Below are 14790 nucleotides of genomic sequence, written 5' to 3' on the forward strand. Positions count from 1 at the left end.
TCAGAGGGTGAACGTCGGGGTGATGACCGTCCGGCCCCCCGGCGGACGCACGACGAGGTAGGCCGGGCCGCAGCTGACGGAGGCCAGCACGAACCGCCCGTCGTGCACCGGCACCTGCTCCGAGCGGCCGTCGGGCCGCGCCAGCTCGATCTCCTCGACGTCACAGGTGAGCCAGCCGTCGACCCGTGCGGTCCCGTCGCGCTCGGCCGTCACCGTGACCATGATGCTGACGCTGTCGGTGCTGAAGGTGACCGTCGTCGCCTGGTCCGGCTCGTCGTCGTCGGCCCGGGTGAGCGCCAGGGGCGCCCGGGTGAGCTCGGCCACCTCCGCGTGCAGCGCCCGGACCGTGAGGGCGAAGGCGATCCGCTCGGTGAGCCCGGCGGGGCACGGGTCCAGCCGGGTGACGGTCTCCCGCAGCTCGGTCAGCACGGCGACGTCGCCCTCGTCCCACGGCTGGGCACCGGGTCCCCTCGTCTCGCGGTCGTCGTTCATGGCCCTGCCCACCTCTCGTCGGCGGCCAGCGAGCGCCGCAGCTTGTCCAGGCACCGTCCCCGGGTGGGGCCGATGCTCCCCCGGGGCATGTCCAGTGCCGCCGAGATCTCGTCGTAGTCGGGGCGGTCGCAGAAGGCGACGATGCGCAGCAGCTGCCGGCACCGCTCCGGGAGCCCCTGCACGGCCGCCCACAGGGTCTGCTGCCGCTCGGTGAGGACCGCGAGCGCCTCGGGGCCGGGGTCGGCCCCGCCCGGGTCCACGGTCCCCGTGGGGTCGTGCTGGGTGCGGCGGGACACCTTGGCGGTGCGCCAGCTCTCCCGCTTGACGGACACGACCAGCCACCCGAGCACCGCCTCGCTCTCCCGGATGTCCCGGGCCCGCTCGACCAACCGGATCCACACGTCCTGGACGACGTCCTCGGCGACGTCCCGGTCGCAGCCGTGGGCGCGGGCGACGCTCCACAGCAGCGGGGTCACCAGGTCGACCAGCTCGCCCAGGGCCTGGTCCTGGCCCTCGCGGTAGCGGTGGAAGCAGGCGCCGGCCTGCTGACCGAGGGAGGGCCGGTCCCGGTCGGTCCCGACGTCGGGGTCGTGGTCGGTCAGCATCACGTCTCCTTCAGCAGGCGCTGCAGGGCCCCGGTGGCCCGTCGGCGCATGTCCTGCGGGGCATCCTTCAGGTCCTCCTTCGCCCGCTGAGCGGCCAGGTCGGCCGCCAGCTGGCCGGCCAGCCACGGGGCGGCGAAGCTGGTGCCGCTCCACACGCCGAACCCGCCGCGCAGGTCGTCCGGGTCGGGCGTGGCACGGTCCGGACCGCCGTGCGGGCCGGGGGTGGAGCGGTCGGCCTGCGCCGAGGCGTCGAAGGTCACGGGCAGCGTGCTGACCACGTTGACCCCGGGCCGGTGCGTGGTCACCCACGGCCCCGCGTTGCTGAACATCGCCACGGTGCGCCCGTCGGGGTTGAGCGCCCCGACGCAGACCAGCGGCACCGGCTGGTCGGCGTCCAGGGCCGCCCCCGGCCCCACCGCCCAGCCGCCGGGGTACATGGGGGTGGTGGTCGCCTGGTTGCCGGCCGCGGCCACCACGGCGACGCCGGCCCGGCCGTAGAGGTCCAGGAGGCGGCGCACCGGGTGCTCGGAGACCTCCCCGTCCTGGTGGTAGAACCCCAGCGACAGGTTGAGCACGTCGACGACGCCGCCGGCCTCGTCGAAGTCCTCGCGGCCCCGGTCCTGGTGGATGTGGTGCAGGACCAGCAGGACCGCCAGGGTGCGGGTGACGTCCTGCTCGGCGGCCAGCCCCGCGGAGTCGAGCACCGGCAGCGCCACGATCCGGGCCCCCGAGGCCGCCTGACGCACGACCCCGGCCACGAAGGTGCCGTGCCCGGAGAGGAGGTCCAGGGCGCCGGTCAGCTCGTTCTCGACGCCGGTGCCCTCGGGCCACGGTGCCGGACGGCCGTCCGGGAGGACGGGCCAGCCCAGCAGCGAGCGCTGCTGCACGGCGAGGTCGGACCCGGTGAACCACGGGTGCTCCCCGAGACCGGTGTCGGGGACCACGACGACGGGGGCGCGGCGGGCGCGCCCTGGACGGGTGGGGTCGGGCAGGGCCAGCTGCACGGGGGTACGGTCGGGCGCGATGCCGGGCACCCCGGTCTGGCCGCCCCAGTAGAGCCCGCCACCCTGGCCGCCCCAGTAGAACCCCCCGCCCTGGCCGCCCCAGTACAGCCCGCCGCCCCCGGGCAGCACCAGGTGCTCGAGGTCGACGTCCTCGAGCCCGGCGGCGCGCGCGGCCAGGAGCAGCGACCACGGGTCGGGCTCCTCCACCCGGGCGTCGGCGACGACGTAGACGCGGGAGGCGTACCCGGCGTCCAGCTCCGCCACGCTCACCGAGCCCACCCGCAGCCCGGGGTCGAGGCGGGTCACGGGGTCGTCGGGGTCCATCGGCCCGGCGCGCACCTGCTCGACGTCCTTCCCGGCGCCGGGCTCGGCGCCCGACTCGACCGCGAGGAGCAGCCACCGGCCGAAGGCCTCGTCGGCGGCGTCGGGGCGCAGCGTCACGGCATACCCGGCCTCGCGCAGCACCCGCTGCAGCTCCTCGATGCGGTCCGCCGCGGACACCCCCAGCAGTCCCGCGACGAGCAGCCGGGTGTTGAGGTATGCCGTCGCCGACGGGGCGGGCATCCGCCTGCCGCTGCGCGGGTCCTCCTCACGGGGTGCGGTCGCCGGGTCGAGCACGCGGGCGTCGTGGCGGCGGAGCAGGGAACCGGGCAGGTGCAGGTCGACGGGCTCGACGTCGGGCATGGGGCCTCCTTGTGCCGGCTCGGTCCCTGCGGGGCCCAGCCTAGGGGTCAGGTGGCGTTCAGAGAACCCCCAGCGCCCGCAGATACATCCGATCGTGACGTATCTGCGCGCCGGTCGGCCGCTCTGGACCCCCGTTGGTGCCGTCCGGCACCCCGAGCCCAGGAGGTAGCCATGGAGCACGACGCGGTAGCCGCCGCACGGATCCGCCCCACGAAGGAGCAGATCGAGGACGACCTGCTCGCCCTCGACGGGGTCGTCGGCGTCGACATCGGCGAGAAGATCAGCGACGGCAAGCCCACCGGGGAGCTGAGCATCGTCGTCTACGTCGAGGCCAAGAAGTCGCCCTCCCGGGTCCCGAAGGGCCAGCAGGTCCCGGCCGAGGTGGAGGGCGTCCCCACCGACGTGCAGGAGCTGGTCATCGAGCTGCAGGGCGGGCCGGGGCTCTACGCGGGCGACCCGCTCAGCGACACCAGCACGCACACGACGATCCGGGGCGGCATCAGCATCGGCCCGGCCCGGCACCAGAACGCGGGGACGGGTGGCGCCCTGGTGCGCGACACGAGCACCGGCGCGGTCAGCCTGCTCACCAACTTCCACGTGGCCTGCGTGGACACATCGTGGGCGGCCGGCGAGTCCGTCCTGCAGCCGGGGCGCTTCGACAGCGGTGACCCGGCGACCGACCAGGTGGGCACCTTGACGCGCGGCCTGATCTCCGAGCAGGTGGACGGCGCCGTGGTGCGTCTGGACGCCGACGAGACCTGGGCGGACGAGGTGGTCGACATCGGCGCCGTCGGCGGCAGCACGGCCGCCGTGGTCGGTATGGCGGTCCAGAAGCGGGGCCGGACCACCGAGCACACGCACGGCGAGGTGGTGTCGGTGGACGCGACGGTGACGCTGGACTACGGCGACGGAGTCGGTATGCGGACCCTCCGCCACCAGGTCTCCGTCCGGCCCGCCGCCGGGTCACCGCGGTTCTCGGACCGGGGCGATTCCGGCTCGGTCGTCATGGACGGCAGCCGCCAGGTGGTCGGGCTGCTCTTCGCCGGTGCCCGGGACGGCAGCCTGACCTTCGCCAACCCGATCGCCTCGGTGCTCTCCGAGCTCGAGGTCGCCCTCAACCCGCCGCGGACGGTGCTGCCGCCGCCGCTGCGCTCGAGGATCACCGTGCTGTGCCCCACGCGCAGCGAGCCGTGGTGCCCCGGGGCGCGGGTCACCAGGCCCTGGGTCAGCTGCCCGCCGGTGCTGCGGACCCGTCCGTTCGTCGACTGCCCTCCGGTCCGCCTCACGCGGGTGCCGGACTGCCTGCCGCCGGACAGCCGCCTCTGCCCGCCCGTCAGCCGCGTGTGCGGTGGCTGGCAGAACCCCTACGAGCAGGGCTGGGACGAGGACCCGGTGGCCGACGCCTCCTGGTGGGCCGGCTACCACGCCGCCCTGGACCAGGTCGCCCAGGAGCTCGACGAGGCGGAGCAGGACGGGCCGCTCGCATGAGGAGCGCCCCGGCCCTGCTGGCGCAGGCGATCACGCAGGGGGTGGTCGCCTGCGCCGGCGTGCTCGACGGGGAGGTACGGCTGGTGCCGTGCTCGCGCAGCAACCTCGTGCACCGCCTCGACGTGGGCGGGACCCCGGTGGCCTTCGTCAAGCAGCAGGGCCAGGCGACGGCGACCGACGGGCTGGCGACGGTGACCCAGGAGGCCGCGGTGCTCGGGGCGCTGCGCGGTGGGCCGGTGCCCGGGCTGCTGCACGCCGACGACGAGGCGGTCTGGACCGCCGCGGTCCCCGGGGCCCCGTTGCACCAGACCCTCCCCCACCACCCGGTCCCCGTGGCCCACGCGCTGGGGGCGACCCTCGCGGCCCTCCACCACCACCCGGTGCCCGTGGCGACGTCCCTGCCCCGCGCGACCCGACCGTGGCCGATGAGCGGGCAGGTCCCGGCGAGCGTGCGCAGCGCGCCCCCGGGGTCGGCGGCGGCGCTGCTCGCGGACGGGGTGCTCGACGAGGGGGGCCAGGAGTTCCGGCTCGCCCGCGCGGCCGCGCGGCGGTGGGGTGATCGGAGCTGGGTCCACGGTGACCTCTCGGCCGACAACGTCCTGGTGGCGTGGGACCCGGACGGGCCGGTCGCCCGTCTGGTCGACCTCGAGGACGGCGGCCTCGGGGAACCCTCCTGGGACCTGGTGTGCGCGCTGCGCATCCTCGACGACTGCCTCACCCCGGTGGACGTCGAGGCGGCCCGCCGGGCGCTGCTGGGCGCCTATGCCGCCGGCGCCGGACCGGGGGTGGAGGACCACGCCCTGCGGTGGGTGCACGACGTCATGGCGGACACCCGGACCGCGCTGAGCGACCTGGTGTCGTGGGGGCACCTCCAGCAGGTGCTCGCCTCATGAGCACCGTCGGACAGGCGCTGCTGGAGGCGACGCGGGTCGCGGGCACCGCGCCGGGGGTGAGCGACCCGGGTGAGCTGGCCGGTCGCCTCTACGCGCAGTGGTACGCCGCGCCGGTCACGCCCGCGCGGGAGCCGGTCGGGCCTCCCCTGGCCAGGCTCCTGGACGCCCGGCTCCTCGCCGTGGGCGGGTGGCGGGCGGTCACGGTCCGGCGGCTCGACCCGGGCGGGGGGCTGGTGGTCCGGGACCCCGGTGGCCGCCACCACGCCGTGCTGCCCGGCCGGTGGACCCGTCCGTCGGACCCCGGGGAGACCGCCAGGACCAGGACCTCGCTGCCGCCCCGCGAGGGCCAGCAGGTCCTGGTGCCGCCCGTCGGTGGCCCGGTCCTGACCGACTCGTGGTGGCGCACCTGGGCCACGGGGTGGGTGCACCCCGCACCCCCCGGTCCGCTGACCCGGGTCTACCTCTGCCCCCGGCTGGACCACCTCGTGCACGTGGTCGGTCGGGCCGTCGAGGCGCTCGTGCCGCTGCGCGGCGCGTGGCTGCTCAAGTGCGCCGTCGACGACGCGGCCCTGGCGCGCCCGGACCGGGTCGTCGTCTACGTCCCGGACCCGGCGGCGCCGGCCGCGCTGGCGGCGCTGGAGGACGCGACGCGCGGGTGGCTCGAGCCGCACACGCCACCGCTGACCCGGGTGCACGCCCCGGGCCTCGGCTGGGCGCAGGACGACGGTGACGGCGCCAGCTTCGGGGAGAACCGGTGCGCGGCACTGGCCCGGGGGCTGACGGCGTGGCAGCAGGCCGGGCGCCCGCAGGAGGCCGAGCCGATGGCCCGACGGGCGCTGCGCGAGGCCGGTCTCGACGACCGGCGGCCGCACCTGCGCCGGGCGGGGTCGGCGTCGTGAGCGCGCCCCGGACGAGCCCGCACCGCGGCGGGGGCGGGACCGACGTCGCCAGCAGCGCGGCGAGCAGCCTGGAGACGCTCGCCCGGGCGGCGACGCAGGCGGTCGTGGACGCCACCCTGCACGACGGCGGCCGGGTCGGCTGGGTGACCTGGTCGCGCACCGACGCCGCCACCACCGCCCTGCACGTCGCCGGGCCCGAGGTCTACGACGGCGACGCCGGCGTCGCGTGGGCGCTGAGCCTCCTGGCGCCCCTGCACTCCCGGCCCGAGGAGGCGCTCGCCCTCGCCCGGGCAGCCGTCGCCGTCCCCGCGCGTGCGCCCGGGACCGCCGGACTCCTGGACGGCGCTGCCGGGGTGGCCCTCGTGCGGGCCGCGCTCACGGGGGCGCCGGCCGCCGCCCCCGCACCCGGGTCCCTCACCGGCTCCGCCGACCACCTCGACGGGTTGTCCGGGCTGCTGCTCGCGACGGTGGGGCTTCGTGCGTCACCCCGGGGGACGGCCGCCGTCGGGCGCGCGCTGCTCGACTGCGGTCGGGCCGACGGGGAGGGATGGTGCCATCCGGGGCCGCCGGACGGGCACGGGGCGGCGGCCCGGCCGCTCACCGGCCTGGCGCACGGCAGCAGCGGCGTCCTGCTCGCCCTCGGTCACTGGCTGGCGACGGATCCGGCCCCCGCTCTCGCGCGCGCGGCGCGCGAGCGGTTCCTGCGGACCTGGCTCTGGGAGAGCGCCTGGGTCGACCGGGTGCTGGGGTGGCCCGACCTGCGGGACGAGCCCCCGGCCTACCCCGTCCTGTGGTGCCACGGCGCCGCCGGGGTCACCGCCGTCCGCCTGGAGCTCGGCCGGCTGGCCGACGCGGGCGTCGACCTCGGGGTGCCCACGACGGCGCTGCGCAGCCAGGCCGACGCGGGGCTCCTGCTGTGCCGCGAGCAGGTGGAGCTCATGGCCGAGGCGGCCCGCCGGCAGCTGGCCGACACCGGGCCGGTGTCGGTCCGGGTCGACCCCCATGACGCCGGGCTGACGCTGTGCCACGGCCTCGGGGGTCCGCTGGACGTCCTGGCCTCGGCGGCGGCAGACGGCGACACCGTGCACCTGGAGGCCGCCCGCGAGGCGGTGCTGCAGGTGGCCGCGCTCCTCGGCGAGGACCCGCACCTGTGGCCCACGGGGCAGCGGACCCGTGGCGGCTACGGGTTGTTCCAGGGCCTGTCGGGGACGGCGCTCGTCCTGGCCCGGCTGGCGCGTCCCGAGCTCGGGCTGCCCTCACCGGGGCTGTTCGGCGTCCCGGTCTGAGCGGTCAGCCCTGGGCCGGGAACCAGATGGCGATCTCGCGGTCCGCCGACTCCGGGCTGTCCGAGCCGTGGACGATGTTCTGCTGGACCTTGAGCCCCCAGTCGCGACCGTGGTCGCCGCGGATGGTGCCCGGCGCGGCCGCGGTCGGGTCGGTCGCCCCCGCGAGGGACCGGAAGCCGGGGATGCAGCCGTGGCCCTCGATGATGGCGGCGGTGACCGGGCCCGAGGACATGAACTCCAGCAGCGGCTCGTAGAACGGCTTGCCCTCGTGCTCGGCGTAGTGCGCCTCGAGCTGCTCGCGCGAGGGGCTCACGACGGCGAGGGCGGCGAGGGTGTAGCCCTTGGCCTCGATGCGGCGCAGCACCTCCCCCGACAGTCCGCGACGGTAGCCGTCCGGCTTGACGAGGACGAGGGAGCGTTCGGTCTGGGGCGGGGTCGTGTCGGTCACGGGGACCAGGGTATGCCGTGCCCGGCGCCCCCCGGGTCAGGGCTGCAGGACCCCGGCACCGAGCAGCCCGAAGAGCACGAGCGCCAGGACGATCCGGTAGACCATGAACGGGGTGAAGGTGTGGGTGGTGATGTAGCGCATGAACCAGGCGATCACGGCATACCCCACCGCGAACGCGAGGACGGTGGCCACACCGATCGCGCCCCAGCCGGTGCCGGAGCCGATGGCGTCGCCGGTGGCCACCTTGACCAGCTGCAGCCCGCCCGAGGCCAAGACCGCGGGGATGGCCAGGAGGAAGGAGTAGCGGGCGGCCGCCTCCCGGGTGAAGCCCATGAAGAGACCACCGGCGATCGTGCCCCCGCTGCGCGAGACCCCCGGGACGAGGGCCAGCGCCTGCCACAGCCCGAACCCGAGGCCCTGGCGCCAGGTCAGCTCGGAGAGCTCGCGCTCCTGGCGCCCCACGCGCTCGGCGGCCAGGATGACCAGCGCGAAGACCAGGAGCATGGTGGCGGTGAGCCACAGGCTGCGCAGGTCGGTCTCGATCCAGTCCTGCAGGAGCAGCCCGAGGATGCCGATGGGCAGGGTGCCCAGGATGACCCACCAGCCGAGCACCGCGTCCGGGTCGTTGCGCGGGATGCGGCCGGCGAGCGAGGCGAACCACGCCCGGACGATCCGCACGATGTCGCGCCAGAAGTAGAGCAGGACGGCGGCCTCGGTGCCGAGCTGGGTGATGGCGGTGAAGGCGGCGCCCGGGTCCTCCTGCCCGAGAAGCCGACCGACGATCGAGACGTGCGCGCTGGAGGAGATCGGCAGGAACTCGGTGAGGCCCTGGACGATCCCCAGGACGACGGCGCTCAGGAGGTCCATCGGTCAGCTCCCCTCCTCGTCCTGCGCGGCCCGCTCCGCGGTCAACCGGTCCATCCGGATGCCCTGGGTGAGACACAGCCACCACAGGAAGCCGAAGAGCCCGGCGACCACGAGCATCGCGGGCAGCAGCAGCCCGGTCGCCAGGGTGAGCAGCTGGGCGAGCCAGCCGAGGGCGACCCCCCACCGGCTGCGCATCGCCCCGGCGGCCACGACGCACAGGGCGGTCAGCGCCAGCCCGCCCCAGAGGTAGGCACCCGCCCGGGGGTCGTCGGTGGTCTGCCCCAGCCGCCAGACGACCAGGGCGCCGAAGAAGACCGACAGGGCCTGCGCGAGCAGCGTCGTGGCGCACAGACGTCGGGTGAGGGTGCCGGGAGTCACGCCGGTCATCCTCCCAGACCACGCCTGGGTGGCCTCTCAGCAACCCGCCAGCACCACCGCATACCCTGAGGTCGACACCATGGCCCGTCGCAGACCAGGAGCGCCCTGATGCCCCGACCCGACCGCACCCCCGCGGCCTCCGACCGTGCCGCCAAGGCGGCCAAGATCCAGAAGGCGGGAGCCGCCGCCGAGCGGCGCCGCGGCGCGCTCATCTGGGGGTCCGCGGTCGCCGTGGTGGTGCTCATCGTCGGCGCCGTCGTCTTCGCGGTCGTCCGCGACTCCCCGGCGCTGGGTGACCTCTCAGCGGTGGAGGAGTTCGAGAACGCCGGGGCCAACCACGTCAACGAGGCGATCGAGTACGACCAGACGCCACCAGTCGGCGGCCCGCACCACCCGGCGTGGTGGAACTGTGGGGTCTACGCCGAGGAGATCCCCAACGAGCACGCCGTGCACTCCATGGAGCACGGGGCGGTGTGGCTCACGTACCGCCCGGATCTCCCAGCCGACCAGATCGACATCTTGACCGAACTCGGCGGGGAGGACTACATGCTGGTCAGCCCGCTCGCCGACCAGGAGAGCGCGGTCGTTGCCACCGCATGGGACCACCAGCTGACTCTGGACACCGTCGACGAACGAACGCTGCAGGCCTTCATCCGGGAGTACAAGCAGAGCCCGGACACGCCAGAGCCCCTCGGTGTCTGCACCAACGGCACCACTACCGACCTGGTGGCGCGTCAGTGAGTCATCCTGCGGTCGAGCAGCAGAAGGGGTCGGTAGCCGACACCATGCCGCGGGACCGCTGGCGCACCTTCGGCGCCCCGGCGCTCGCGGTGGTGACCGTCGTCGCCCTGTGCCTCGGGGTTCTCGTGGGGTGGCTGGCCTTCGGTGAGCGGACCCCTCCCGACGACGGCGCGGACGCGGGCTTCGCCCGTGACATGAGCGAGCACCACGCCCAGGCGGTGCAGATGTCGATGCTGGTCATCCCGCGCACCGAGGACGAGGACGTCCGCCGGCTGGCGGTCGACATCGGCACCAATCAGTCCGCGGAGCGGGGCGTCATGGCCACGTGGCTACGGGATTGGGGGCTGCCACTCGCGCGCGGCGAGGAGCGGATGGCGTGGATGTCCATGGAGGGCATGGCGGGCCACGACCACGCGGCCATGGATGACCTCCCAGAGGGCGTGCCGATGCCCGGTATGGCGTCGCCCACCGAGATCCAGGAGCTCACCGACGCCTCCGGCGAGGAGGCCGAGGTGCTCTTCCTCCAGCTCATGACGACCCACCACATCTCGGGCGTGGAGATGGCCGAGGCCGCCGTCGCGCAGGCCACGCAGCCCGAGGTGCTGCTGGCGGCGCAGAAGATGGTCGACGCGCAGGAGGGCGAGATCATCCTCATGCGCGACATGCTCGCCGAGCGCGACGCCACGCCCCGTGAGGACGTCGACGCCTGGCTCGCGGCGCAGGAGGCGCAGGTCGAAGACGCCCCCGCACCTGCCCCTGGAACCGGCGGGCACGACCACTGACGGCCGCGCGTCACCCGGTTGCGGTTGCGGGGCGCCCGAGCACGGACGATGCTCGACCCGGGGCTGCGGACCCGCAGCCCCACCACGACTGGAGGGTGGATGCGATGAGCACGCAGGACAACGACCCGTTCGAGGACGTCCCCGAGGCGGGCCCGGTGAGCACGGGCGACGCGGACGGCCACGCCGGCCCCGGTGGTGACGGTGGAGCCGACGGCAGCGCCGACGGCCACGCCGGACCTGGTGGCGACGGAGGTGCCGACGGTGGCGCGGACGGTCACGCCGGACCTGGTGGCGACGGCGGAGCCGACGGTGGCGCCGACGGCCACGCGGGCCCCGGTGGTGACGGCGGTGCCGACGGTGGCGCGGACGGTCACGCCGGTGCCGGTGGTGACGGCGGAGCCGACGGTCCCGCCGAGTGACCGACGCACGACCGCACGTGGTGAGGGCCGGGCGACCGGCCCTCACCCGGCTCCTGGGCCGCCTCGACGCCGACACCTTCGCCCGCGAGCACTGGGGGCATACCCTCCACCTCGCCGCGGTCGAGGAGCGGGACGGCGACGAGTTCGCGGACCTGTTCTCCCTCGACGCGGTCGACGAGCTCGTCTCCGACCGCGCGCTGCGCACCCCCTTCCTGCGGGTGGCCAAGGACGGCTCGACGCTGCCGGAGTCCACCTTCACCTCCTCCGGCGGTACGGGTGCCGGCATGCCCGACCAGGTCGACGACACCCGGCTGCTCCGGCACTTTGCCGACGGGTCGACCCTGGTGCTGCAGGGGCTGCACCGGACGTGGGGACCGATCCGGGCGTTCGCGGCCGACCTGGCTGACGACCTCGGCAGCCCGGTGCAGGTGAACGCCTACATCACACCCCCGGCGAACCAGGGCTTCGACGACCACTACGACGTCCACGACGTCTTCGTGCTGCAGGTCTCCGGCACCAAGCGGTGGTCCCTGCGCGAGCCCGTCCTGCCGCAGCCCTTGCGCAGCCAGCCGTGGACCGACCGCCGCGAGGAGGTGGGCGCCCGCGCGCAGGAGCCGGCCTTCCTGGAGACCACGCTGCGTCCCGGGGACTGCCTCTACCTGCCCCGTGGCTGGATCCACTCCGCCCGGGCGATGGGTGAGGTCAGCGCCCACCTCACCATCGGGGTGCACGCCTGGACCCGGCATCACGTCGCGCGCACGGCGCTCGACCTCGTGGGTGCCGGTCTCGGCGACGAGGCGGGCGTGCGGCAGAGCCTGCCGCTGGGGGTCGACCTCTCCTCCCCCGACGGCTGGGGCGAGGACGTCGAGCAGGTCCGGGCCGCCCTCCTGCGACGGCTGCGCGACCTGCCCGCCGAGGACCTCGCCGCCGCGCTGGAGACCGGCCACCGGCGCAGCACCCGCCCGGCTCCGGTCCGCCCGGTGGCCCAGGCCGCCGCCGCCGAGCAGCTGCGCGCGGACGACGCCGTGGTGCTCCGCCGCCACCTCGAGCCCGCGCTGCGGGACGACGGCGGCCGGGTGAGCCTGATCTCGCGGGTCGCCACCTTCACCCTGCCCGCGGCCTACCGGCCGGCGCTGGAGCGGCTGCTGGAGGCGGAGCCGGTGGTGGTCCGCGACCTCGGGGCGCTCGCCGGCCTGGACGACGACGCGGCGCTCGAGCTCGGGCGCGGGCTGCTGCGCCGCGGGGTCGCCGGGCTGCCGGGCCCGACCGGCCGGACCGGATGACCGAGTCCTTCCGCTGCTCCGACGCCGCCCGCGAGCGCGGCGACCCGGTCCTGGGCACCGCTCCCCCGCAACCCCGGCTGCTGCTCGTCGAGGTGCCGGGCGGCTGGCCCGCGGACGCGATCGCGGCGCTGCCGGCGGAGGTCCGCGACGACCTCGTCCGGGTGATGACGACCGGCTCGGCCCGGCTGCTGCTCGTCCGGCGACCGGGAGGGCAGCATCGTCCCGAGGGGCCCTGGCAGTGGTATGCCGTGGACCCCGCGGCGACCCCGGGCGCCCGGGTGGTGGGTGGCACGTGGTCCACCGGTGCCGATCTCCGCGCGGCGGCGACCTCGGCGCTCGCCGGGGTCGCCGGGGTCGCTGCTCAGGGCCCGGGCGTGGTCGACGAGCAGCTGCTCCTGGTCTGCACCCACGGGCGCAAGGACGTGTGCTGCGCGGTGCGCGGGCGGCCGGTGGCCGCCGCCCTCGGCGAGATCTGGCCTGCCGAGGTCTGGGAGTGCTCGCACACCGGGGGCGACCGCTTCGCGGCCAACCTGCTCATGCTGCCCGACGGCGCGTGCTACGGCGGGCTCGACGCCGACGAGGCCGCCGGGGTCGTGCGCGGGCACCGGGCGGGGACGCCGGCGGTGGACCACCTGCGCGGCCGCATCGGCCAGGACCGACGGGTGCAGAGCGCCGTCGTCGCCGCCCTGGGCCGCTGGGCGGTGCCCTGGGACGGCGTGCGGCCGGTCGGTGCGCCCCAGGTGCTGCCCCCGGCCGAGGGGGACGGGGCGGTCGCCGGGACCGAGGACGTCGTGGCCCGGTGGCGCACCGACGTGGCAGTCGAGGGGCACGGGCTCTGGCGCGCCTCGGGGGTCGAGCGCCTGGCCCCCGCCCAGCGGCTCACCTGTCGTGCCGCCCAGGCCGGGTCGGTCCGGGTGCCCGAGGTGGTCGGCTGGAGCGCCCTGCCCGAGGCTTTCCGCGGGAGCGCCGCGTCCGAGGCCGTCCCCGGGAGCGCCGCGCCCGGGTCTGTCCCGCCGGACCTGCGCTAGCCGGTCGTCAGCCCCAGCAGCTCGCGCACCTCGGCGGCCGTCGTCACCGAGCCGGTGGCCAGGACGGCGCCGCCGACCCCGCCGTCGTCGGCCAGACCGGCCGCGACGTCCAGGGCGTCGGGCAGGTCGGCGACCACGGTGACCCGGTCCTCGCCGAAGAACTCGGCCACCAGCTCGCCCAGGCGGTGCGGGCGGATGGCTCGCGACGAGGTGGTGCGCGACACCACGACGTGGTCGAGCACCGGCTCCAGCGCCTGGATCATCGGCTCGACGTCCTTGTCCTCCAGGACGGCGAGCAGGCCGACCAGGCGGGTGAAGGTGAAGGACTCGCGCAGCGCCTCCACCAGGGCCTCCACCCCGGCCGGGTTGTGCGCGGCGTCGACGAGGACGGTCGGCGAGCGCCGGACGATCTCGAGGCGCCCGGGCGAGGACACGTCGGCCAGGCCGGCCCGGAGGACCTCGTCGGACAAGGGCTGCTCCCCTCCCCCGACGAAGGCCTCCACCGCGGCGATCGCCAGGGCGGCGTTGTGCGCCTGGTGCCCGCCGAAGAGCGGCAGGAAGAGGCCGTCGTAGTCGCCGGCCAGGCCGCGCACCGACACCTGCTGACCACCGACCGCGACCTCCCGCGCCAGGACACCGAAGTTGACCCCCACGGCCCGCAGGTCGGCCCCGACCTCCTCGGCGCGCTCGGTGAGGATCTGCATGACCTCGGGCTCCTGGACCCCGACGACGGCGATGGCCCCGGGCTTGATGATCCCGGACTTCTCCGTGGCGATCTCCTCGAGGGTGTCGCCGAGCAGGCGGGTGTGGTCCAGCGCCACCGGGGTGAGGACCGCGACGTCGCCGTCGGCGACGGAGGTGGCGTCCCACACCCCACCGAGCCCGACCTCCACCACGGCGACCTCGACCGGGGTGTCGGCGAACGCGGCATACGCCACGCAGACGAGGACCTCGAAGTAGGTCATCCGCACGCGCCGCGCCGGGTCCTCGTCGGCGGCCGACTCGAGGTCCACCATCTCGACGAAGGGCAGCACGTCGTCGTAGGCGGCGAGGAAGGCCTCGACGGAGACCGGCTCGCCGTCGGTGCTGATCCGCTCGCGCATGTCGTGCAGGTGCGGGCTGGTGAAGCGCCCGGTGCGCAGACCCATCTCCCGCAGGACCCGCTCGACCATCCGCGCGGTCGAGGTCTTGCCGTTCGTCCCGGTGAGGTGGACCATGCGGAAGGTGCGCTGAGGGTCGCCCATGAGCTCCATGACCCGCGCCACCCGGTGCAGGCTGGGCTCGGGCATGTGCTCGGGGGTCCGGGCCAGGATGTCCTCGCTCACCCGGGCGTAGCGCGCGAGGTCGGCCGGGTCGGTCGCCGGGGCGGCCGCGCCGCGGGCGGAGGGTGCCTCGTCGCTCGGGACGGCGCCGCCGGCGTCGAGCGGCAGCTCGGTGCTGCCGTCCTCGCCCTCGAAGAAGTTGTCACTCATCCGTGCTCATCTCCTCTGACC

The 14790-nt window shown here is 75.6% G+C and carries 16 protein-coding genes; 9 read left to right on the top strand and 7 right to left on the bottom strand.

Translation table 11 applies throughout. The features are described from left to right. The 3 genes from Q0967_RS01050 to Q0967_RS01060 are packed head-to-tail and all read right to left on the bottom strand — an operon-like array spanning window position 1 to window position 2785. Window positions 1-492 (bottom strand): hypothetical protein, encoded by a 492-nt coding sequence (locus tag Q0967_RS01050; protein WP_298747489.1) that lies wholly within the window; start codon window positions 490-492, stop codon window positions 1-3. Then, window positions 489-1097: an RNA polymerase sigma factor gene (locus Q0967_RS01055; protein ID WP_298747486.1), complete on the bottom strand. Its 609-nt coding sequence runs from the start codon at window positions 1095-1097 to the stop codon at window positions 489-491. The genes Q0967_RS01050 and Q0967_RS01055 overlap by 4 nt, the downstream gene beginning before the upstream one ends. Then, entirely contained in the window at window positions 1097-2785 is a 1689-nt protein-coding gene (locus Q0967_RS01060) for a S8 family serine peptidase (protein ID WP_298747484.1), read from the bottom strand. The genes Q0967_RS01055 and Q0967_RS01060 overlap by 1 nt, the downstream gene beginning before the upstream one ends. 171 nt (window positions 2786-2956) lie before the next feature. On the opposite strand from Q0967_RS01060, the gene Q0967_RS01065 reads away from it, so the two are divergent. The 4 genes from Q0967_RS01065 to Q0967_RS01080 are packed head-to-tail and all read left to right on the top strand — an operon-like array spanning window position 2957 to window position 7351. Next, window positions 2957-4273 (top strand): hypothetical protein, encoded by a 1317-nt coding sequence (locus Q0967_RS01065; protein WP_298747481.1) that lies wholly within the window; start codon window positions 2957-2959, stop codon window positions 4271-4273. Beyond that, window positions 4270-5166, top strand: a complete 897-nt coding sequence (locus tag Q0967_RS01070; protein ID WP_298747479.1) for a phosphotransferase family protein — start codon at window positions 4270-4272, stop codon at window positions 5164-5166. Before Q0967_RS01065 ends, Q0967_RS01070 begins: the two co-directional genes overlap by 4 nt. Further along, the gene (locus Q0967_RS01075) at window positions 5163-6065 is read left to right on the top strand and encodes a T3SS effector HopA1 family protein (RefSeq protein WP_298747477.1); all 903 of its coding nucleotides are present in this window, start codon (window positions 5163-5165) and stop codon (window positions 6063-6065) included. The genes Q0967_RS01070 and Q0967_RS01075 overlap by 4 nt, the downstream gene beginning before the upstream one ends. Continuing rightward, window positions 6062-7351: a lanthionine synthetase LanC family protein gene (locus Q0967_RS01080; RefSeq protein WP_298747475.1), complete on the top strand. Its 1290-nt coding sequence runs from the start codon at window positions 6062-6064 to the stop codon at window positions 7349-7351. Before Q0967_RS01075 ends, Q0967_RS01080 begins: the two co-directional genes overlap by 4 nt. Window positions 7352-7355: 4 nt before the next feature. On the opposite strand, the gene ndk is transcribed toward Q0967_RS01080, so the two are convergent. From ndk to Q0967_RS01095, 3 genes are read right to left on the bottom strand one after another with little or no spacing between them, the layout of a single operon-like run. Then, entirely contained in the window at window positions 7356-7799 is a 444-nt protein-coding gene (gene ndk, locus Q0967_RS01085; RefSeq protein WP_298747472.1) for a nucleoside-diphosphate kinase, read from the bottom strand. A gap of 36 nt (window positions 7800-7835) precedes the next feature. Next, a complete protein-coding gene (locus tag Q0967_RS01090; RefSeq protein WP_298747470.1) occupies window positions 7836-8666 on the bottom strand; it encodes an undecaprenyl-diphosphate phosphatase in 831 nt (276 codons plus the stop codon). A gap of 3 nt (window positions 8667-8669) precedes the next feature. Beyond that, on the bottom strand, window positions 8670-9053 hold the full coding sequence (locus tag Q0967_RS01095) for a DUF4233 domain-containing protein (protein ID WP_298747468.1): 384 nt from the start codon (window positions 9051-9053) through the stop codon (window positions 8670-8672). Between the two features lie 99 nt (window positions 9054-9152). Between Q0967_RS01095 and Q0967_RS01100 the strand changes: the two genes are divergently transcribed. The 5 genes from Q0967_RS01100 (at window position 9153) to Q0967_RS01120 (ending at window position 13297) form a co-directional block, all read left to right on the top strand. Then, window positions 9153-9785 carry a DUF3105 domain-containing protein gene (locus Q0967_RS01100; protein WP_298747452.1) on the top strand — a complete coding sequence of 211 codons (633 nt, stop codon included), beginning with the start codon at window positions 9153-9155 and terminating at the stop codon, window positions 9783-9785. Between the two features lie 44 nt (window positions 9786-9829). Continuing rightward, entirely contained in the window at window positions 9830-10567 is a 738-nt protein-coding gene (locus Q0967_RS01105) for a DUF305 domain-containing protein (protein ID WP_298747449.1), read from the top strand. Window positions 10568-10671: 104 nt separating this feature from the next. Further along, complete coding sequence (locus tag Q0967_RS01110; protein WP_298747446.1) at window positions 10672-10986, top strand: hypothetical protein; 315 nt, start codon at window positions 10672-10674, stop codon at window positions 10984-10986. After that, window positions 10983-12269 carry a cupin domain-containing protein gene (locus Q0967_RS01115; RefSeq protein ID WP_298747443.1) on the top strand — a complete coding sequence of 429 codons (1287 nt, stop codon included), beginning with the start codon at window positions 10983-10985 and terminating at the stop codon, window positions 12267-12269. Before Q0967_RS01110 ends, Q0967_RS01115 begins: the two co-directional genes overlap by 4 nt. After that, window positions 12266-13297 carry a sucrase ferredoxin gene (locus Q0967_RS01120; protein ID WP_298747440.1) on the top strand — a complete coding sequence of 344 codons (1032 nt, stop codon included), beginning with the start codon at window positions 12266-12268 and terminating at the stop codon, window positions 13295-13297. The genes Q0967_RS01115 and Q0967_RS01120 overlap by 4 nt, the downstream gene beginning before the upstream one ends. Here Q0967_RS01120 and Q0967_RS01125 read toward each other — a convergent pair. Next, window positions 13294-14769: a folylpolyglutamate synthase/dihydrofolate synthase family protein gene (locus Q0967_RS01125; RefSeq protein ID WP_298747437.1), complete on the bottom strand. Its 1476-nt coding sequence runs from the start codon at window positions 14767-14769 to the stop codon at window positions 13294-13296. The genes Q0967_RS01120 and Q0967_RS01125 overlap by 4 nt on opposite strands. Between the last annotated feature and the right edge of the window lie 21 nt (window positions 14770-14790).

Source organism: uncultured Serinicoccus sp. (assembly GCF_947500995.1).
In the GTDB taxonomy this organism is placed as follows: Bacteria; Actinomycetota; Actinomycetes; order Actinomycetales; family Dermatophilaceae; genus Ornithinicoccus.